Here is a 19,700-nt window from a genome sequence, read left to right as displayed (position 1 = left end):
ACTTCAATGCATCTAAACAATTAGTAAGAGTATTGAAGTTTTTAACTATAATTAATAAATATAATATTTCTATTTGACAAAAATAATAATAGAATATATAGTAGTTTTAACAAATTTAATTTTATAAAATATAATTTATGAAAACATAAGTTTATTCACTTAAGTTCATATTAAAGATGATAAGGAGAGAAGCAAAATGATATATGATTATTTAGTAAAAGATATAAATGGAAATTCGGTTTCTATGGAGACATACGAGGGAAAGGTATTACTAATTGTTAATACAGCTACAGGATGTGGGTTTACTCCACAATACGAAGGGCTTCAAAAGCTTTATGATAAATATAAAGACAGTGGATTTGAAATATTAGATTTTCCATCAAATCAATTCTTTGAGCAAGCGCCGGGGACTAATGAAGAGATATCAAATTTTTGTAAATTAACATACGGAACAACTTTTAAAACATTTGCAAAGATTGATGTAAATGGAGAGAATAGTGATCCATTATATGTTTTTTTAAAGAAAGAGGCTCCTATTGCAAGCGAAGATGATGCATCAAAGGGATTGTATAATCTTTTATCAGAAAAAGGCTTTAATACAAGTGGAGATGATATTAAGTGGAATTTTACAAAATTCCTTGTATCAAAAGAGGGAAAAGTAATAGCTAGATTTGCACCAACATATGAACCAGAGAAAATTGCTGATCAAATTGAAAAATTAATTAATGAAAAATAGAGAATAAATATAAATACTCCTTTAATGTACGTGTGATTAAAGGAGTATTTTATAGTAAAAAATATTTTTATATGATTAAAAAATGTCATTTGGTATTGTTGAGAATAAATTCTGAACGGGGAGGGAATTCCAGCTTTATATAAAATGTCTACTAAGATTTTCTTAAAAAATATAGTAAGGAATAAAATATTGACCAATATTACTGTAAGTAGTATTGGTCAATATATAACATTGGAAATACTCGAAATTATGTTAATAGGATAAGAGTATAGAATAATTGAATGGGGAATAGTTTATAGATATAACATTGAGCTAAGAAAGATTTTTAATATAATATCTGATTTTAAATTATATACTTATCTAAGTATGAACATGGAATCAATTTAAAAATAAAATTAAGGTTATTTATAGATTATGAAATGTTATAGAATTAAATTTAATGATAAGGGGAATAATAATTAAGAAAAAGCAGATAATATAATAAAATAGCTTGAAAACATATATAATTGGAAAAATGTTTACATTGACAATATGGTGCTATAAATGATAAAATATTTATTTTACTTGACTAATTTATGATTTTGTTATATAATTAGTATGAAAGAGGGTGTTTACATGGAAAAAGTTAAAACTATTGCTTCCATTAAAAACGATATAGAGAGACACGTCGGTCAGAAAGTGACTCTAAAAGCTAATGGTGGAAGGAAAAAGATTTTAGTTAATGATGGTATAATTGAAAGTGTATACCCAAGTATTTTTGTTATAAGATTAAAAAATGACACCCAAAGGACCGTGACTTATAGTTATTCAGATGTATTAACAAAGACTGTACAATTGGTATTTCCAACTAGAATATAAGCTTCGATTAATTCGGAGTTTTTTCTTTTTATTTTATTTTTAAGTGAGTTTTTAATATTCATATTTATTTAAAATAATTAATGAATTAGAAATTGTGAGAAGTGTTTTTATACGTAGAAAGCCATAAATAGAATATAATTTTATGATTAAAATGATAATAGGATTTAGATTAACTAAATAATTTTATAAAAAAAGAAAGATGGTGGGTTTCCATCTTTCAACTATGGTATAAAAGGGTATTGAGAATTTATGAGAGGTTATATGGTCAATAACCAATTACTATATTACGACAAAAAATAGTATATGTCAATAAAAAACGCAAAAAAATTTAAAAAAATATTGTTAAGTAAATTAAATAAAAGGTTTACTTAATTTGTTAGAATAAAATAAAAATATATTTATCATAAATTTCTACTCATATGTATATAAATGAATAGTAGGAATTTTATGGAGGTATAAAATATGGCAGATATAGATATTGTAAAAGAAAATGTACAGTTTGAACAATTGCTTAGGGAAAATAATACGAATTCGGTATTAAAAGATGAATACTTAATCCCTGATACCCATCCTGATGTACAAGAGATATTAACTGTTGAAGCTAGACCAATGGTAACTAATAAAGAAATAATTGGAGATAAAGTAGTTATAGAAGGAAAGGTTGAGTACACAGTAATATATTTAGCTAAAGAAGAGGGACTCGCAGTAAATTCGGTGAATTATAATCAGAACTTTACAAATAATATTGACTTGAATCAAGGGGAAAATAGAGTAATTTGCGAGGCAGAGTGTAATATTGAACATATTGAAGCAAACATAATGAATGAGAGGAAAATATCTATTCAGGGTATAGTTACTGTAGATTGGGAACTTTACAAGAGCAATGAATTTGAATTTGTAAAAGATATTGAGGGCAATGATCAAGTAGAAGTATTGAAAAAAACAGAGACAATTAATAAAATCAATGCAACAGAGGATGTTGAATTAGTAGGTAAATCTATGATTAGAGTTGGTATGGATAAACCACAAATCAGCAAAATATTAAAGTGTTCCTTACTACTTCATAAAAAGGAAATAAAAATAACAGAAGATAAAGTTTATCTTGGCTGTTACTGCAAATTAAATATACTATACAAAGGAGAAGATTCTAAGGAAATAATTCCATTAGAAGATGATATTTATTTATCAAAAGAGGAAGAAATTAATGGTATAACATCAGATATGATTCCAACTGTTTCCTATGAAATATCAAATAATGATTTAATGTTGGAAGAAGATGATTTAGGCGAAATAAGAATTATAAACGATGAGCTTGTAGTTAGAGCAAATGTTAAGATATTTTCAAAAGAAAACATAGATACTATTAAAGATGCATATTCTACCAATTGTTTGCTTAGTCTCAAAAAAGATGAACATGAAGTTGGAATTCTTCATGGAATGAATAATTCTGAAGCAATTGTTAAGTATAATATTCAATTGAAAGATAATGATTTGAGACCTGAACATATAATATCTGCTAATGGGGCTATAATATTAACAGATAAACAAGTTGTAAAAGACAGAGTTATTGTAGAGGGAATTATAAAAGCAAGTATATTGTATAAGACAACTGATGAGGAGAAATACCTATCAAGTGTTAAAGCAGAGATACCATTCTCAGCTGCAATTGATATAGCAGGCGCAGATGAAAATATGAAATCTATAATTAAAAGTAATTTAGAAAATATTGAAGCGGCTATAGAAGGAAATAATATAGCGATTAAAGCTACTGTGATACTATCTGGCAGAGTATTGTATGAAATGAATAAAGAATTTGTTTCAGATGTGGTTGAAGAAGAGGGCGATATTCCAGAAAAGAAAGCTAGTATTACTATATATGTAATTGGTAAAGGGGATACTTTCTGGAACTTAGCAAAAAAATATAATACAACAGTTGACGATTTAATTAAAATAAATAAGATTGAAGATCCAGAACATATTGAAGAAGGACAAAAATTGATAATACCAGGAAGGGCAATATTCTAAAATTAATTAAATTCATAAAAAAAGAGATACTTTAAGAATTTCATTAGATGAATTCCGGAGGATCTCTTTTTTTATGAAGCAATATTATTAAGCTCTAAAAATAGAAAAAGTTTTTGGATATGAAGAAAAAATATTTACATAATAAAATGAAAAATACACAAACTAAGTTTTGTTTTATAGTTGCTAATTACTTCGAACTTAAGGAAGTAAAAACTAGAGAAATTATTCTTATAGGAAACGTGGTTTGGCATTTGCAGCAGCCAAATTTCTTGAATAATTATTTAATCTGGTGGATAGAATATGTAATGCATGATATGAGGTGAGAAAATTTGGAAAAAGTTTTAAGTGGTAATTTAATAATCATTGGAGGAGCCGAAGATAAAGAAGGCAAAAAAGAAATTTTAAAAAGAGTATGTGATTCAATTGACAAAAGTAAAGATACTTTATTAATTGCAACTATTGCAACTGATTATCCTAAAGAGGCCGCAAATAAATATAAAGAGGTATTTGGAGAACTTGAAGTAAAAAATATAAAGGTATTAGATATAAGTGAGAGAACAGAAGCATCTGATGATATGAATGTAGAGCTAATCAGAGATTCTTCATTAATATTTTTTACCGGTGGAGATCAATTAAAAATAACAAGTTTAATTGGCGGAACTCCGGTTTATGATGCATTAGAAGAAGCTTGGAAGAATGGTGCATTTATAGTAGGTACTTCAGCAGGAGCATCCGTAATGAGTGACACAATGATAGTTCAAGGGGAAGATGATGATGATCCTAGAAAATGCACATTAAAAATGTCTCCAGGTCTTGGGTTGATTAAGGATGTTATAATTGACCAACATTTTGCTCAAAGAGGAAGAATAGGGAGATTATTAACAGGAATTGCACAAAACCCTGAGGTTTTAGGAATAGGAATAGATGAGAATACAGGAATAGTAGTAAACCAATCTGGAATGATAGAGGTAATAGGTGAAGGAGCAGTTTACTTTATTGATGGTAGTGCAATTACATATACTAATGTTTCAGAATTATATGCAGATGATATTTTGAGTATGCATAATGTTAAGTTGCATGTATTAACTGATGGAAATAAATTTGATCTTATAAAAAAGTCACCTTTTGAGGAGGAAAAGTTTAATCATGAAGATAATACAAAAGAGAATATATGAAGGTCAAAATATTTATTCTCATAAAAAGTGTATAAGAATAGATATGGATTTGGAAGGATATTCTGAAATACCAAGTAAGGACATACCGAATTTTAATTTTAATCTTGTAAATATAATTCCTGAATTAAAAAATCATAGATGCGGAATTGATGAAGAAGGTGGTTTTGTTAAAAGACTAAAAGAAGGAACTTACCTAGCGCATATTTGTGAACACACTATGATAGCGATACAAAATAATTTAGGAATAGATGTTGCTTATGGAAAGGCAAGAGAAATTAAAGGCGATATGTATTATATTATCGTACAATATGAATATAAAAATACAATACTTGAGGTGGCTAATTTAGCCATAGATTTAATGAATTCTTTGATAGCGCAAAATCCAATAAATTTCGATGGAAGAATGAAAATTATACAAAATATATTGCAAAATGAGCAAATGGGTGCGACTACAAAAGCAATATGTGATGCGGCAAGGGAATATAAACTTCCTGTTATGCAACTAGGGGACAGTACCATATATCAAATAGGATATGGAAAAGCGGGTAGAATTATAGAAGCTTCTATAGGAAACAAGACTAGTTGTGTAGGAGTTGATATATCTTGTGATAAACTCTTAACAAAACAGTTGCTTCAAACTCAAAATATTCCTGTAGCAGACGGAAGTAAAGTGCTTAATTTAATTGGATTATTACAAGAAGCAGAACGAATTGGATATCCAGTGGTTTTAAAGCCACAATGCGGAAACAAGGGTCAAGGAGTAATACTGAATATAAAAGATCAAAAACAATTGGTTGATGCATATATTAACTTAAGAAAAAATCAAAAGGATATAATTTTGGAAAAATACTTTGAAGGAAGCGACTACAGAGTTTGTGTTGTAAATTACAAGGTGGTAGCTGTATCATTGAGAATTGCTCCATATGTTATTGGAAATGGAAAAGATAGTTTAAGGATGTTAATAGAGGTTCTTAATAAGGATCCATTAAGAGGAGAGGATCATGAAAAAGCATTAACCAAAATAAAAATTGATGCTGAGTTAATATCATGCCTTTCTAAAAGAGGATTGGAACTGAACTATATCCCTGAAGAGGGTGAAAAAATATTATTAAGAGAGAATGCAAATCTTTCTACTGGTGGAATAGCAATAGATTGCACTGATGAAATCTGTGAGGAAAATATAGAAAGTTGCATAAATGCAGCTAAAACTTTAGGGTTAGATATTTGTGGAGTTGATATTTGTGCAAAAGATATTAGTGTTCCGCTTAAGGATAATAATGGAGTAGTTTTAGAGATAAATGCCGCGCCAGGTATAAGAATGCACCATTTCCCTTCAAAAGGTAAAAGGCGTAATGTGGGAAAAGCAATACTTGAAACGCTTTATGATGAAGAGCCTAAAAATATACCTGTAATATCTATTACAGGCACTAATGGAAAGACAACTACTACAAGGTTAATAAGTCATGTGCTAAGAAAGATGGGAAGCAATGTAGGCATGACATCGACTGATGGTGTATATTTGAATGAAAAGTGTATACATAAGGGAGATGATTCTGGATTTAATAGCGCAAGATCAATACTGATGAATAAAGATGTAGATGTAGCTGTTTTAGAAACTGCTAGAGGAGGATTGGTTAAAAGAGGGCTAGCATATGAGTTGGCAGATGTAGCAATAATCACAAATATAACCAATGATCATCTGGGTTTGGATGGAATTAATTCTATTGAAGAGTTGAGCTTTACAAAAGCTTTAGTAGGAGAAGCAGTAAAAGATGATGGTTTTGTTGTTGTAAATGCTGATGATAAATATAGCAAAACTGTAATAAATAGATTCACAGCAGAAAAAATTTATTTTGCAAAAGATAAAGAAAATCCGTTGATACAAGAAAATATAGCTAATGGCAAAATAGCTGTATTTGTTGAAGATGATAAAATTTGCGTAATTAATAATAAGAAGAAGTATGAAATTGTAGCTACTAGAGAGTTACCAATATCATATAATGGAACATTAGAATATAATATAGAAAATGCAATGGCAGCTTGTGCAGGGCTTGTAGGCTTAGAAGTTGATTATTGTATGATTTCAAAAGGTTTTATGGACTTTGGGTTAAAGAATGAAGATAATAGCGGAAGATTTAACATGTACAATTACCTTAACAGAAGAGTTATATTAGATTATGCTCATAATATTGAAGGTTATAGAGCGATTATATCTTCATTGAGAAAGATTAAGGGAGATAATGATTTAATTGGGGTAATTGGAATACCAGGAGATAGAAAAGACGATATAGGATACGCAATAGGAGAAATATGTGCTAATAATTTTGATAAAATAGTAATAAAAGAAGATAAGGATAAAAGGGGTAGAAAATCTGGAGAGATTGCAGATATATTAGAAAAGTCAATATTGAAAACTAATAAAAATGCAAATTTGAAGATTTGTCTAGATGAAGTTCAAGCGTTAAAATATGCAATAGATATGAGTAATAAGGGCGATATGATTGTAGTATTCTATGAAAAATTAGATTCTCTTTTAGAGTTTATAAATGAGGAACCAAACAAACAACTAGATACGTTCGATGAAGAATATAAACAGTACAGTAATACATTATAACTCTTGATAAAAGATTTAAAGTTATCTAAAATTGATCTCATAGCAGAATGTTTAATAGACATTATTAATCCTTTTTTAATTTATTAATTAGACAAGATTTTTTACCTATGATAAAATATTGTCAAAATGTTAAGAAAGGAATAAGATAATGAAGATTAAGGCTTATGCCAAAATAAATATTGCCTTAGATATTGTTGGGAAAAGAGAAGACGGATATCATATATTAAGAATGATAATGCAAACTATAGATTTATATGACATAATAGAAATAGAGAAAACTGAATCTGAGATAAGGTTAAATTGTAATAAACATTATGTTCCTACAGATGAAAGAAATTTAGCTTATAAAGCAGCGAAAATATTTAAGGAAACTTATTCTATTAGTCAGGGAGTAGATATAAAGTTAACTAAGAATATACCTGTTTCAGCTGGATTGGCAGGCGGAAGTACCGATGCAGCAGGAGTTTTAAAGCTTATGAATAAGATGTTTAATGTAAATGCAAGTGATGAAGAATTGAAATCTATAGGGCTAAAACTAGGAGCTGATGTACCATATTGCATAAAAGGTGGAACAGCACTGTGCGAAGGTATAGGAGAAAAAATTACCCAATTAAAATCATTTAAAGATAAAATAATAGTTTTAGTAAAGCCACCTTTTGGTGTATCAACAAAAGAAGTTTATAAATGCTTTGATTTATCAAAAGTTGTATTTCATCCTAAAATAGATAGTTTAATAGAAAATATGAATAATGATGATGTTTATTTTGTAGCAAATAATATGAAAAATTTATTAGAAAATGTTACTTTAAGGAAGCATAGAGTTATTGCTAACATTAAGGAAGAAATGAAATCTATTGGCTCTATAGGTACAATGATGAGTGGTAGTGGACCAACTGTTTTTGCTCTTTTTGATGATATGCTAAAAGCACAGTTATGCTATGATGAAATGAAAAAAAAATATAAAGATGTATTTATAACAAGAACAATTTAATTCAAATTGAATGTATAAAAAACCTCCAAGTGGTAATAATTTTAGCTACAAGGGGGTTTGTTCATGATAAAATATTTGAAATTAAAAAAAATAGTATTGGTAGTTTTAATAACATTAAGTATAAATATATTTTCTGGATGTACAAGCATTGTTAGAGGTAATAGTACAAGTTTGGTAAATAGTTTAATTGCAACAGAAAGTAATAAAAATGATAATAATATGAGGGTTCTCAATTACGACGAGGTTAAAGATTCATTAATAAGATTTCATGTAATCGCTAATAGTGATAATGATGATGATCAACAATTGAAGTTAAAAGTTAAGAATAGAGTTATAGATTATCTATATCCTTATTTAAATTCTTCACAATCATTAGATGAATCAAGAAAAATTATAAAAGATAAGATGGAAGATGTTAAAACACTTGCACAACAAGTAATTAAGGATAATAATTATGATTATGATGTAAAAGTTGAATTGTCTAGGGAAAATTTTCCTGATAAGTCTTATGGTAATATCACTTTACCTCAAGGAAATTATGAGGCCTTTAGAATAATTATAGGAAGTGGACAAGGTAGAAACTGGTGGTGTGTAATGTTTCCTCCATTATGTTTTGTAGACGAATCAAAGGCACAAGTGGAATATGATAAAACAGAGAATAAAATAAAGTCAAATGGAAAAAGTTTTGAATTAGAATCTAAAGACGATTCAACTGAAAATGTAGGGGATAAGCAGGCAGATGAAAATAATATAAAGATAAAGTTTAAAATAGTGGAAATATTTCGAGATATATTTAAATAATATTAATAGGATATTTGGAAGTTTTATTCACGAAATTTATATAGTTGTCAAATGAATTTAATAAAGCTAAAGCTTATTTCTGAAAGTCAAAAATAATATTCAAATATAATATATTATAAGTGGAGGAGAATATGAAGAAAAAAGCTATTATAACGGTAGATAGTTATGTATTGGATAATGAAGAGGATCTTGTAGGGGTAGTAACTCCAGGAGATTTCCATGAAATAGAAGATGGATTTAAGGTAGAGTATGAGGAAACAAAGCTTTCAGGGATGGAAGGGACAAAGACTACTATAATAATAAGAAATGATTCTTTTGATTTAATAAGAGAAGGCACTACAGAAACTAAAATGGAATTTAGAAATAATCATAGAACAATATCTCTATATAAAACGCCGTACGGTGTTATGGATCTTCAAATAGATACTAAAAAACTTAATATTGATATTAGTAAAGAGGGCGGAACAATAACCGCAATGTACATACTAGAAATAGGTGGACAGCCTGCATTGAAGACAAACTTAACTATCGGTGTGAAATTAAATTAAGTAGGTTCTATATTTATTTAAATACTCCCTTTGTATAAAGAGATTTAGGAATAAGTTGATTAAATTAGAAAAAAATGGGATATAATTTCAAAGGGAGGAATATATATGCAAAATGGATTGAAATATATAGAGATATTGAATAACATATGCAAATATTACGGAATTGATGAAGAAAATTTTATAGAATTGCTAAAAAATAGAGATAATAAATATATATTATTATTATTATTAAAATATAATCACTGTTTAGATACTGAGAGAGTTAAGGAAGTTTTTAATCTAAAAACTTCTAAGAGTATAAGTAACAATTTGAAACTAGCAGAAGAAAAGTTATTAATAAATAGACTTTTTAGAGAGAAGTACTTTGAATTAGAAGATAATATAGGAAAGAATAGCATGACCAATTTATTATAAAAAAAAGACTAGATATTGGAGTAGATATGTGATATTATAATACCTATGTTATTAAGCAACACAAGTGCCCCATATTATATTATGGGGTGATTTTCATTATAGCATGACTTTTTGAAAAAGTCAATATTAATTTAGAAGAACATTTTAACATAGGGAGGATAAAAATGAGTACTAAATACGTTTTTGTTACAGGCGGAGTTGTATCAGCACTAGGAAAAGGAATAACAGCAGCGTCTCTTGGGAGATTATTGAAGAATAGAGGGGTAAAAATTTCTATTCAAAAATTTGATCCATATCTTAATGTGGATCCGGGAACAATGAGCCCTTATCAGCATGGAGAGGTTTTTGTTACAGATGATGGAGCTGAGACAGATTTAGATTTAGGCCATTATGAAAGATTTATAGATGAAAGTTTAACTCAAAATTCAAATGTTACAACTGGTAAGATATATAGTTCTGTTATAGAAAAAGAAAGAAGGGGAGAATACCTTGGAGGTACAGTTCAGGTAATTCCTCATATAACTAATGCTATAAAAGATAAAGTATACCAAGTAGCAAAAGATAGAGATGTTGATGTGGTAATAACTGAAATTGGTGGGACTGTTGGAGATATAGAATCACAACCATTTTTAGAATCTATTAGACAAATAAAAAGTGAAGTTGGAGCTGAAAATGTTTGTTACATACATGTTACTTTGGTACCATACTTGGGAAAAGCAGGAGAATTAAAGACAAAGCCTACTCAACATTCAGTAAAAGAATTAAGAATGATAGGTATCCAACCAGATATAATAGTATGCAGAACTGAGAAAGAATTATCAGATGATGTTAAGGCTAAAATTGGATTGTTCTGTAATATAGACGGAAGATCAGTAATTCAAAATCTTGATGCGGAAAATTTATATGAAGTTCCATTAATGCTACATTCAGAAGGTTTAGATAATCTTGTATGTGAAAAATTACATTTAGGATGTAAAGATATTGATAATTCCGAATGGATTCAAATGGTACAAAAGATTAAGAACCTTAAAAACAACGTGAAGATAGCATTAGTGGGTAAATACGTTGAGTTACACGATGCATACATATCAGTGGTTGAAGCATTAAGTCATGGTGGATATGCTAATAATACTAATGTTGAAATTAAGTGGATTAATGCCGAAAATATTGAAAACAGTAATGCTCAAGAATTACTTAAAGATGTTGATGGAATATTAGTGCCAGGTGGATTTGGTGATAGAGGAATAGAAGGTAAAATAGCAGCTATAAAATGGGCGAGAGAAAATAAGAAACCTTTCCTAGGAATTTGCTTGGGAATGCAATGTGCCGTAATTGAATATGCAAGAAGTGTATTAGGGTATGAAGATGCGAATAGTTCGGAAATAAACCCAGGTACAAATTATCCAGTAATAGATCTTATGCCAGATCAAAAGGATATAGAAAATCTTGGTGGTACAATGAGATTAGGATTATATCCTTGTAGATTAGCTGAAAATACTAACTCTTATGAAGTATATAAAAATGAAATTATCAATGAAAGACATAGACATAGATATGAATTTAATAATGAATTCAGAAAACAAATAACTGAAGCTGGAATGAAAATTGCAGGAACGAGTCCTGATGAAAGATTAGTTGAGATTGTTGAAGTTGAAGATCATCCATGGTATGTTGCAGTACAATTCCACCCAGAGTTAAAATCAAGACCTAACAAACCACATAAGTTGTTTGTAGGATTTATTAAAGCAGCACTAGAAGAAAATAAATCAAAGTAATTTGTTTTATTATTGAGTTTAATATATAATAAGTATTATAATTTATTATATATTAAACTTATTTTAATAACTTTAGTAGTTTAAATTATTGATCGTGAATTATATAAAATAAAATTTAATATATTGCATTAAATTTGAAATAAATATCTAAACTAATAGAAAATGTATTTTTACAAGTATTATTCTAAAATATTCTCAAATATATATCATTTCTAACTATCTTACTGTTAAATTTTCCAATATAAAATATAACTAAAATTATAAAAGAATTGATTTTATAGATTCATATCTATAAATTGGAGGTGCGAACTTGACAAAAAAAGAATATGAAAGCATGACTTTAACAAAGTTAAAAGATATTGCTAAAGATTTAGGTGTGAAAAATATATCTAAATATAAAAAGAATGAGTTAATAGAAGAAATATTGAAAGTTCCTAGTAACTTTATAGAAAAGAATGGTGTTATATTAAGAGAAAATATAGCGCCTAAGAATGTAGAAGAGACTAGAAGTGTTATGCCTAGAAGTAATAATACTGAGTCGAATAAAGAAAGCAATGATTCAGAAGTAAAATCTAGAACAAATGAAATTGGGAATGTGGAAAAGAAAGAAAATTTAAAAGAAATGATAAATGAATCCAACGTTGCAAATGGGATTTTAGAAATACTTGAAAATAATAGTTTTGGTTTCCTAAGATGTAAAAACTATTTAACTAGTAGCGAAGATGTTTATGTATCTCCATCTCAGATTAGAAGATTCAATTTAAGAACAGGAGATGAAGTTGAAGGTAAAGTAAGAGAAGCAAAGGAGACTGAGAAGTTTAAAGCTTTATTATTTGTTCAAAAAGTTAATGGAGAGCATCCGGAAAAAGCTATAGGAAGAAAATCATTTGAAACATTAACACCAATATATCCAAAAGAAAGATTAAAATTAGAAACCTCTGATAGTAATGATTTATCATCGAGACTCATGGATATAATATGCCCAATAGGAAAAGGACAAAGAGGAATTATAGTTGCTCCACCAAAGGCAGGGAAAACTACGCTATTAAAAAAGATTGCTCAAAATATATCTAAAAATTATCCTGATGTAAAGCTTATTGTTTTGCTTATAGATGAAAGACCAGAAGAAGTTACAGATATGAAGAGGTCTATTAATGGAGATGTAGTTTATTCAACTTTTGATGAGGAACCGCAAAACCATGCAAAGGTAGCCCAAATGGTATTAGAAAGGGCTAAGAGAATGGTTGAGCAAGGAAAAGATGTTGTTATTCTTATGGATAGTATAACTAGATTATCAAGAGCATACAATTTGACAATAACTCCTACAGGTAGAACATTATCAGGTGGTCTTGATCCAGGTGCGCTTATAATGCCTAAAAAGTTTTTTGGAGCAGCAAGAAAAATTGAAGAGGGCGGAAGTTTAACAATACTAGCTACTGCACTAATTGAAACAGGGTCGAGAATGGATGATATGATATTTGAAGAATTTAAAGGAACAGGTAATATGGAGGTTCATTTAGATAGACGTCTACAAGAGAGAAGAATTTTCCCAGCTATAGATATATATAAGTCTGGAACAAGAAAAGAAGATTTAATTTTATCTAAAGAAGAATTAGAAGTAGCATTCTCCATAAGGAAAAAGATGTATAGAGATGGAAACTCAGATGATATTACAGAGAATTTAATTAATATGTTATCTAAAACTGGCAACAATAAAGAATTTATAGATGTATTCCAGAAAAAAATTCAATAGATAACAAAAAAAGATGACCATTTTATTCTAGTGGCCATCTTTTATTTTTTTGAAATTAAATCATCTGCTATATCGACTATTTTAGTTAAAGAATAAGTTGATGATAACTCTTTGAGCTTTAGTTTAATTTTAGATAGCTCATTGGGGTTATTTATTAAATGATTTATTTTATCATTTAGCTTGCTTAAGTCTTTTACATATATTGAATAACCTTCGCTAGTCAGAAAATCTATATTTTCATTTTCTTGACCTGGTATGGCAAATGGAATTATTAATGGAATGTTCTTTACTATAGATTCTGTAACAGTTAATCCACCAGGTTTTGATATTAGGATATCACAATAATCCATTAAATAAGAGATATCTTTTGTGAAGCCTAATATATGAAGCTTTTTATTTTCAAATTTATTTTCCTTGCAATAACTAATTAATCTATTTTTTAAGTTATCATTTTTGCCACAAACTACTGTGATTCTTAACTTGTGTGGATTTTTTAACAATTCTTTAAGAACTGTAAAAATAGTAGTTAACCCAAGACTTCCTCCCATCAGCAATAAATTAAAATATTCATCATCTTTTAAATCGTTTGCTGATGTAACTTCAGTATAAAATTTACTACTTATAGGTATGCCTATTGGATAAATTTTATTGGGATTAATGCCTCTATCTACTAGAGATTTTTTTGTATAGTTACTTCCGGTTATATAAGCATCAACGTAAGAATCCACATATAGATAATGAGCCTTAAAATCTGTAACTACTAAAATAAAAGGTATATCTAATCCATTCTTTTTTAGATCTGAAATCACGCTAATATTAATTGAATGGGTAGCTATGATGACATCTGGTTGTATTTTGTTTATAAGTTTCGAAACCTTCTTTCTTGCCATAAAGAAGATGAGTTTTAATAGTTTATTAGTTAGATTTGTGTCAGTTAGTTTGTAAAAGAAACCATAAGTTTTTGGAAACTTCGATGCCGAAAACTCATATCCAATTACAATTATATCGTTAAGAAGCTTGCTATTCTTGGCTAAAAAATCAAGCTTTGTAATCTCATAACCAGAATTATTAAATGATTCCTCTACCGAAGCAGCAGCTTGATTATGTCCCTGTCCTGTAGATGTTGTTAAGATTAAAACTTTTTTCATGAAAGTCACTCATTTCAACATTATTATATTACATAGTTTACCATGTATAGTATATAATTTAAATATTAAATTATATACGCTAATATATTAAAATTTAGTTATTTAAATTTTAAGTATGTATAAGTTTGCAAACAATTGCAGTAAAATATATATTTCTAATATATTAGAAATATGAATAAAAAAGGAAAGACATCGTCTTTCCTCATAAAGTTATTACTTGCTGCCAATGTTGAATCTCTTGTTGAATTTATCAACTCTTCCACCAACGTCAACAATTTTTTGTTTACCAGTGAAGAATGGGTGGCATTTAGAGCATATTTCAACTTTTAGTTCTTCTTTAACAGAACCAGTAGTGAAAGTGTTTCCACATGCACACTTAACCACTGTATTGTGGTGGTATTCTGGATGTATGCCTTCTCTCATTATTTTTCACCTCTTTCAATTATATAAACTATGTTAATTATTCAATAACAACCACCATATTATATCATAGTACAATTTTAGCGTCAATAATAAATCTATGCATGTAAATAATATAAAAATGTCTTTTTATGATCACTATTAAATGATATAATCGATTATGATACCTTAAATAAGGAGAGTATTTTACAGATGAGTAAATTATATTTTAGATATGGGGCCATGAATTCTGGAAAATCAACTCATTTAATGCAAGTTGCTTATAATTATGAAGAACGTGGTATGAAGGTGGTAATTATTAAACCTAGAATTGATAATAAAGGTGGAGACACACTTGTATCTAGGTTAGGAGTAAATAGGCGGGTAGATTTATTAGTTTCAGATCAGGATGATATCTTTCAAATAATCAGTAATTATATAAAAGAAAATAATAAAATAGACTGTATACTAGTAGACGAAGTTCAATTTTTAAGAGAGTCACAAATAGATCAGTTGTTTGAAATTGCTGTAAAGATTAATATACCTATAATATGTTATGGTCTAAGAACTGATTTTAAAAGAAATGGATTTGAAGGTAGTACAAGATTGTTATTGTTGGCTCATAGTATTGAAGAAATGAAAACAATCTGTGCATGCGGTAGGAAAGCTGTGTTTAATGGAAGAAAAATAAATAATAAATTTGTATTTGAGGGAGAACAAATCGCAATTGATGATGAAGATAATGTTGAATATGAGTCATTGTGTGGAGAGTGCTACTATAAATACAAAGAAAATTAATTAGGAGAGTAAGTGATTTTTATAAATGGAAAGACGTGATGTTGGAGGGCAAGCTGTCATAGAAGGTGTTATGATGAGAGGAAGTAAAAATCTTGCGACTGCTGTTAGAACTCCCAAAGGTAATATAGAAATAGATTTTAAAGATAATAGACCAGTGACAAAAAAATATCCGATTTTAAATATACCTTTTCTTAGAGGTTTTTTCGTACTAGTAGAATCAATGAAGGTTGGAATGGAATCATTAAACTACTCAGCATCATTTTTGGAAGAAGATAATGAAGAACCTTCTAAATTTGAAAAATGGTTAGATGACAAACTGGGAGAAAAGGCTAATAGTGTATTAATGGCAATAACTATGTTTATTTCTTTTCTTTTTGCCATAGGACTTTTTGTTGCATTGCCAACAGGCATAGCATCAGTTTTCAAAGGTGCAGGTATTTCAAATGTAATGCTGAACCTGGTCGAAGCTCTTATAAGAATAGTGATTCTCTTGCTTTATATGTTTTCTATAAGCAAACTTAACGATATATATAGAGTGTTTCAATACCACGGAGCTGAACATAAGACTATATTCTGTTATGAAGCTATGGAAGAATTAACTGTAGAGAACGTTAGAAAACAATCAAGATTACATCCAAGATGTGGTACTAACTTTTTGTTTTTGGTAATGTTTGTTAGTATTATAGTGTTTTCTTTCACTGGGTGGGGTGGAATCATAGAAAGGTTAGCTCTTAGAATTATTCTTATACCAGTAGTTACAGGGATTAGTTATGAGATAATAAAATGGCTTGGTAAAAATGATAGTATGCTAGCTCAAATAATAGCGTATCCTGGTCTTAAGTTACAACTGTTAACAACTAAAGAACCAGATGATTCCCAAATTGAAGTGGCTATTGCATCGTTGAAAGCAGCAGAAGGAATAAAAGATCCAAATAAAAATATTGAAGAGCTGATAAAAACAGGTACATTTACATTAAAAGAAAATGGCATAGATACTGCTAGGTTAGATGCAGAGCTATTGTTAGGAAATATTATTGAGAAAGATAGGGTTTACTTAATTACACATAAAGAAGATGAAGTAAGTAAGGAAGATGCTGAAAAATATTTTGATTTGATTGAAAAACGTAGAAATAAAATGCCAGTAAAATATATTCTAAATAAATGTGAATTTATGGGTATCGAATTTTATGTTGAAGAAGGTGTTTTAATACCAAGAGGGGATACAGAGATACTTGTAGATGAAGTTCTTAAAATTATAGAAGAAAATCAAGAAATGCAAATATGCGATTTGTGTTCTGGATCTGGTGCAGTTGGTATATCATTAGCACATTTTAGGCAAAATATAAAAGTTGATTTAATAGACTATTATCCTATTCCGGAAAAAGTATCACTAATTAATATAGAGAAAAATAAGTTAGAAGATAGAGTTTTCTTTATAAAAAGTGATTTGCTAGAAGAGTCGATAAAAAATAATAAAATATATGACATTATAGTATCAAATCCTCCGTATATTGAGGAATGTGAAATTGGGAAATTAATGGAGGATGTAAAGAATTATGAACCGCACACTGCATTAAATGGTGGAAATGACGGATTAGATTTTTATAGAAAAATAATTGACCAAAGCCAATATACATTGAGAGAAAGTGGGATATTAGCATTTGAAATAGGATATAATCAAGGAGAAGCGGTGAAACTATTAATGGAAAATAACGGTTTTACTAATGTGAAAATTGTTAAAGATTTTGCTAGCCTTGATAGGGTGGTAGTTGGAATTAAAATTTAATTGAAACAGATCTTTTAGATATAAGAACGAATTAAGAAGTCATAGGATGTATAATTTATAAATGAGGTTAGTTGGTTAAGTAATTAAAATATGATATAATGTAGAAATGTGAAAAAAGAAGTACGGAGTGATCAAATGTTATTAGATAAATTAGAATTTATAGAAAACAAATATGATGAATTATCAGTGAAAATAAGTGATCCATCAATTATGCAGAATCAGAATGAATGGAGAAAACTATGTAAGGAACATGCTGACTTAGAAGTTATAGTTAATAGCTATAGGGAATATAAGAAAGTAGTTGAAGATTTAAAAGCTAACAAAGAAATGTTAAGCGGTGAAAGCGATAAAGAGATGAGAGAAATGTTAAATGAAGAAATAACTGATCTCACAAATAGAGAAGAACAACTAGAAACAGAAATACAAATTTTATTATTACCAAAAGATCCTAATGATGATAAGAACGTATTTGTTGAAATCAGAGGGGGTGCAGGTGGCGAAGAAGCTGCACTATTTGCATACAATTTATTTAGAATGTATACAAGATATGCTGAAACTCAACGATGGGGCGTAGAAATCATGAGTTTGAATGAAACAGATCTTGGTGGTTTTAAAGAAGTTGTTTTTATGATAAAAGGTAATGGAGCTTATTCTAAATTAAAATATGAAAGTGGAGTTCATAGAGTTCAAAGAGTACCAGATACTGAATCAAGTGGAAGGATTCATACGTCAACAGCTACAGTAGCAGTGCTACCAGAAGTTGATGATGTTGAAATAGAAGTTGCAGATAAAGATGTTAGAATAGACGTATTTAGAGCTTCAGGAAATGGAGGACAGTGCGTTAATACTACAGACTCGGCTGTAAGAATTACTCACTTGCCTACAGGGCTTGTAGTTTCATGTCAAGATGAAAAGTCACAATTAAAAAATAAAGAAAAAGCTATGAAAGTTTTAAAATCAAGATTATATGAACAGGCAGAAAGAGAAAGAGCACAAGGAATAGCAGAAGACAGAAAGAGCCAAGTTGGAACTGGGGATAGAAGTGAAAGAATTAGAACATATAATTATCCTCAAGGAAGAATTACAGACCACAGAATAGGACTAACTTTATATAAGTTAGATACATTTTTGGGTGGAGATATTGATGAAATGATAAATGCACTTATTACAGCTGACCAAGCTGAAAAGATGAAATTAATGGGAAACACACAAATGTAATAACTATAAAGCAAAGCCTTGCATTTTATATATGTAGGGCTTTAAAAGTACATTGGAGATTGATTATGGATATATATAAGGCTGTAAAAAAAGAGCGATTACATTTAAAAATTTTCTTAATTACCATGGTTATTATTGCGTTTTTTCTTCCAACAGTTCTAATAGTAACCGGATTAACTACTATTTTTTATATTAGTTATGTGATTTTTATAGAATTTTTAATAGTTATAGCTATTATAATTAAGATGAATGCCTATATTGTTGAATATAGGTGCTTAAATAATAGGTTGATTTTCAAGGTCGGTATTTCCATTAAAGAATATTTAATTATATGTGATAAAGTTGTACTGGTACATACAAATAAATCTGACTATGATTTAGAAATAGTTTTAATAACAAATGTTGTTTTTAAAAATAAGGGATTGAGACCTGTTGATGATGGGTTCTTAAGAAGGTATCCACAAATTATCGAAGATTATAATTCTATAAAACAATTAAATTCTCAGAAAGAGTATTATTTTCAAGTAATAAAAAGAGGTGGACTAAAGAAGTATTTATTATTAGATTCAATATATAGAAATTGTGTTAAAGCTATTTACACTGATGAAAGTATACAAAATATAAAAATATCAAGAGGCCAGCTTATAGTTTAATCAGGAAT

At 28.7% G+C, this 19,700-nt stretch carries 18 protein-coding genes; 16 read left to right on the top strand and 2 right to left on the bottom strand.

Features of this window, described 5'->3' with window-relative positions; all coding sequences use genetic code 11:
- Positions 1 to 196: 196 nt before the first annotated feature.
- The 12 genes from L1S46_RS08300 (at position 197) to rho (ending at position 13,690) form a co-directional block, all read left to right on the top strand.
- Positions 197 to 736 carry a glutathione peroxidase gene (locus tag L1S46_RS08300; RefSeq protein WP_238899730.1) on the top strand — a complete coding sequence of 180 codons (540 nt, stop codon included), beginning with the start codon at positions 197 to 199 and terminating at the stop codon, positions 734 to 736.
- Positions 737 to 1,351: 615 nt separating this feature from the next.
- Positions 1,352 to 1,594, top strand: coding sequence for a Veg family protein (locus tag L1S46_RS08295; protein ID WP_011967739.1), 243 nt, complete (start codon positions 1,352 to 1,354; stop codon positions 1,592 to 1,594).
- 462 nt (positions 1,595 to 2,056) lie between these two features.
- Complete coding sequence (locus tag L1S46_RS08290) at positions 2,057 to 3,619, top strand: SPOCS domain-containing protein (protein ID WP_011967740.1); 1,563 nt, start codon at positions 2,057 to 2,059, stop codon at positions 3,617 to 3,619.
- 146 nt (positions 3,620 to 3,765) lie between these two features.
- Positions 3,766 to 3,942 carry a hypothetical protein gene (locus L1S46_RS08285; protein ID WP_155715372.1) on the top strand — a complete coding sequence of 59 codons (177 nt, stop codon included), beginning with the start codon at positions 3,766 to 3,768 and terminating at the stop codon, positions 3,940 to 3,942.
- Positions 3,943 to 3,948: 6 nt separating this feature from the next.
- Entirely contained in the window at positions 3,949 to 4,794 is an 846-nt protein-coding gene (locus L1S46_RS08280; RefSeq protein ID WP_238899729.1) for a cyanophycinase, read from the top strand.
- Positions 4,766 to 7,408, top strand: a complete 2,643-nt coding sequence (gene cphA, locus L1S46_RS08275) for a cyanophycin synthetase (protein WP_041893780.1) — start codon at positions 4,766 to 4,768, stop codon at positions 7,406 to 7,408. Before L1S46_RS08280 ends, cphA begins: the two co-directional genes overlap by 29 nt.
- Positions 7,409 to 7,556: 148 nt before the next feature.
- Positions 7,557 to 8,399, top strand: coding sequence for a 4-(cytidine 5'-diphospho)-2-C-methyl-D-erythritol kinase (ispE, locus tag L1S46_RS08270; RefSeq protein WP_023974839.1), 843 nt, complete (start codon positions 7,557 to 7,559; stop codon positions 8,397 to 8,399).
- Between the two features lie 63 nt (positions 8,400 to 8,462).
- A complete protein-coding gene (gene spoIIR / locus L1S46_RS08265) occupies positions 8,463 to 9,200 on the top strand; it encodes a stage II sporulation protein R (RefSeq protein ID WP_238899728.1) in 738 nt (245 codons plus the stop codon).
- A gap of 131 nt (positions 9,201 to 9,331) precedes the next feature.
- Complete coding sequence (locus L1S46_RS08260; RefSeq protein WP_011967745.1) at positions 9,332 to 9,748, top strand: DUF1934 domain-containing protein; 417 nt, start codon at positions 9,332 to 9,334, stop codon at positions 9,746 to 9,748.
- 105 nt (positions 9,749 to 9,853) lie between these two features.
- Entirely contained in the window at positions 9,854 to 10,162 is a 309-nt protein-coding gene (locus tag L1S46_RS08255) for a hypothetical protein (RefSeq protein WP_023974841.1), read from the top strand.
- Positions 10,163 to 10,326: 164 nt separating this feature from the next.
- Positions 10,327 to 11,937, top strand: coding sequence for a CTP synthase (locus L1S46_RS08250; protein WP_011967747.1), 1,611 nt, complete (start codon positions 10,327 to 10,329; stop codon positions 11,935 to 11,937).
- Between the two features lie 310 nt (positions 11,938 to 12,247).
- A complete protein-coding gene (rho, locus tag L1S46_RS08245) occupies positions 12,248 to 13,690 on the top strand; it encodes a transcription termination factor Rho (protein ID WP_017209897.1) in 1,443 nt (480 codons plus the stop codon).
- Between the two features lie 41 nt (positions 13,691 to 13,731).
- Here the strand turns inward: rho and L1S46_RS08240 are convergent, their stop codons facing one another.
- Together L1S46_RS08240 and rpmE are read right to left on the bottom strand one after the other, a co-directional pair.
- On the bottom strand, positions 13,732 to 14,838 hold the full coding sequence (locus L1S46_RS08240) for a glycosyltransferase (protein ID WP_236895699.1): 1,107 nt from the start codon (positions 14,836 to 14,838) through the stop codon (positions 13,732 to 13,734).
- Positions 14,839 to 15,051: 213 nt separating this feature from the next.
- Positions 15,052 to 15,261 (bottom strand): 50S ribosomal protein L31, encoded by a 210-nt coding sequence (rpmE, locus tag L1S46_RS08235; protein ID WP_011967750.1) that lies wholly within the window; start codon positions 15,259 to 15,261, stop codon positions 15,052 to 15,054.
- A gap of 189 nt (positions 15,262 to 15,450) precedes the next feature.
- Here rpmE and L1S46_RS08230 point away from each other — a divergent pair, with 189 nt between their 5' ends.
- The 4 genes from L1S46_RS08230 to L1S46_RS08215 all read left to right on the top strand — a co-directional run bounded on the left by L1S46_RS08230 (position 15,451) and on the right by L1S46_RS08215 (position 19,692).
- Positions 15,451 to 16,035 (top strand): thymidine kinase, encoded by a 585-nt coding sequence (locus tag L1S46_RS08230; RefSeq protein WP_011967751.1) that lies wholly within the window; start codon positions 15,451 to 15,453, stop codon positions 16,033 to 16,035.
- Positions 16,036 to 16,060: 25 nt separating this feature from the next.
- Complete coding sequence (gene prmC, locus L1S46_RS08225) at positions 16,061 to 17,821, top strand: peptide chain release factor N(5)-glutamine methyltransferase (protein WP_011967752.1); 1,761 nt, start codon at positions 16,061 to 16,063, stop codon at positions 17,819 to 17,821.
- Between the two features lie 135 nt (positions 17,822 to 17,956).
- Positions 17,957 to 19,039 (top strand): peptide chain release factor 1, encoded by a 1,083-nt coding sequence (gene prfA, locus L1S46_RS08220; RefSeq protein ID WP_011967753.1) that lies wholly within the window; start codon positions 17,957 to 17,959, stop codon positions 19,037 to 19,039.
- Between the two features lie 65 nt (positions 19,040 to 19,104).
- Entirely contained in the window at positions 19,105 to 19,692 is a 588-nt protein-coding gene (locus L1S46_RS08215; RefSeq protein ID WP_238899727.1) for a hypothetical protein, read from the top strand.
- Positions 19,693 to 19,700 lie beyond the last annotated feature (8 nt).

The organism is Clostridium sp. YIM B02500 (genome assembly GCF_022324665.1).
GTDB classification, from domain to species: Bacteria; Bacillota; Clostridia; order Clostridiales; family Clostridiaceae; genus Clostridium; species Clostridium beijerinckii.
The sequence above is the reverse complement of the archived record's forward strand: the minus strand, read 5'-3'. Positions and strand labels throughout refer to the sequence as shown.

Coding starts and splice junctions, on each gene's coding strand:
- L1S46_RS08290 (WP_011967740.1), top strand. CDS start 2,057: ATGGCAGATATAGATATTGTAAAAGAAAATGTACAGTTTGAACAATTG.
- prfA (WP_011967753.1), top strand. CDS start 17,957: ATGTTATTAGATAAATTAGAATTTATAGAAAACAAATATGATGAATTA.
- L1S46_RS08255 (WP_023974841.1), top strand. CDS start 9,854: ATGCAAAATGGATTGAAATATATAGAGATATTGAATAACATATGCAAA.
- spoIIR (WP_238899728.1), top strand. CDS start 8,463: ATGATAAAATATTTGAAATTAAAAAAAATAGTATTGGTAGTTTTAATA.
- L1S46_RS08285 (WP_155715372.1), top strand. CDS start 3,766: ATGAAAAATACACAAACTAAGTTTTGTTTTATAGTTGCTAATTACTTC.
- L1S46_RS08215 (WP_238899727.1), top strand. CDS start 19,105: ATGGATATATATAAGGCTGTAAAAAAAGAGCGATTACATTTAAAAATT.
- prmC (WP_011967752.1), top strand. CDS start 16,061: ATGGAAAGACGTGATGTTGGAGGGCAAGCTGTCATAGAAGGTGTTATG.
- L1S46_RS08240 (WP_236895699.1), bottom strand. CDS start 14,838: ATGAAAAAAGTTTTAATCTTAACAACATCTACAGGACAGGGACATAAT.
- L1S46_RS08250 (WP_011967747.1), top strand. CDS start 10,327: ATGAGTACTAAATACGTTTTTGTTACAGGCGGAGTTGTATCAGCACTA.
- L1S46_RS08260 (WP_011967745.1), top strand. CDS start 9,332: ATGAAGAAAAAAGCTATTATAACGGTAGATAGTTATGTATTGGATAAT.
- L1S46_RS08295 (WP_011967739.1), top strand. CDS start 1,352: ATGGAAAAAGTTAAAACTATTGCTTCCATTAAAAACGATATAGAGAGA.
- L1S46_RS08300 (WP_238899730.1), top strand. CDS start 197: ATGATATATGATTATTTAGTAAAAGATATAAATGGAAATTCGGTTTCT.
- L1S46_RS08230 (WP_011967751.1), top strand. CDS start 15,451: ATGAGTAAATTATATTTTAGATATGGGGCCATGAATTCTGGAAAATCA.
- cphA (WP_041893780.1), top strand. CDS start 4,766: ATGAAGATAATACAAAAGAGAATATATGAAGGTCAAAATATTTATTCT.
- rpmE (WP_011967750.1), bottom strand. CDS start 15,261: ATGAGAGAAGGCATACATCCAGAATACCACCACAATACAGTGGTTAAG.
- ispE (WP_023974839.1), top strand. CDS start 7,557: ATGAAGATTAAGGCTTATGCCAAAATAAATATTGCCTTAGATATTGTT.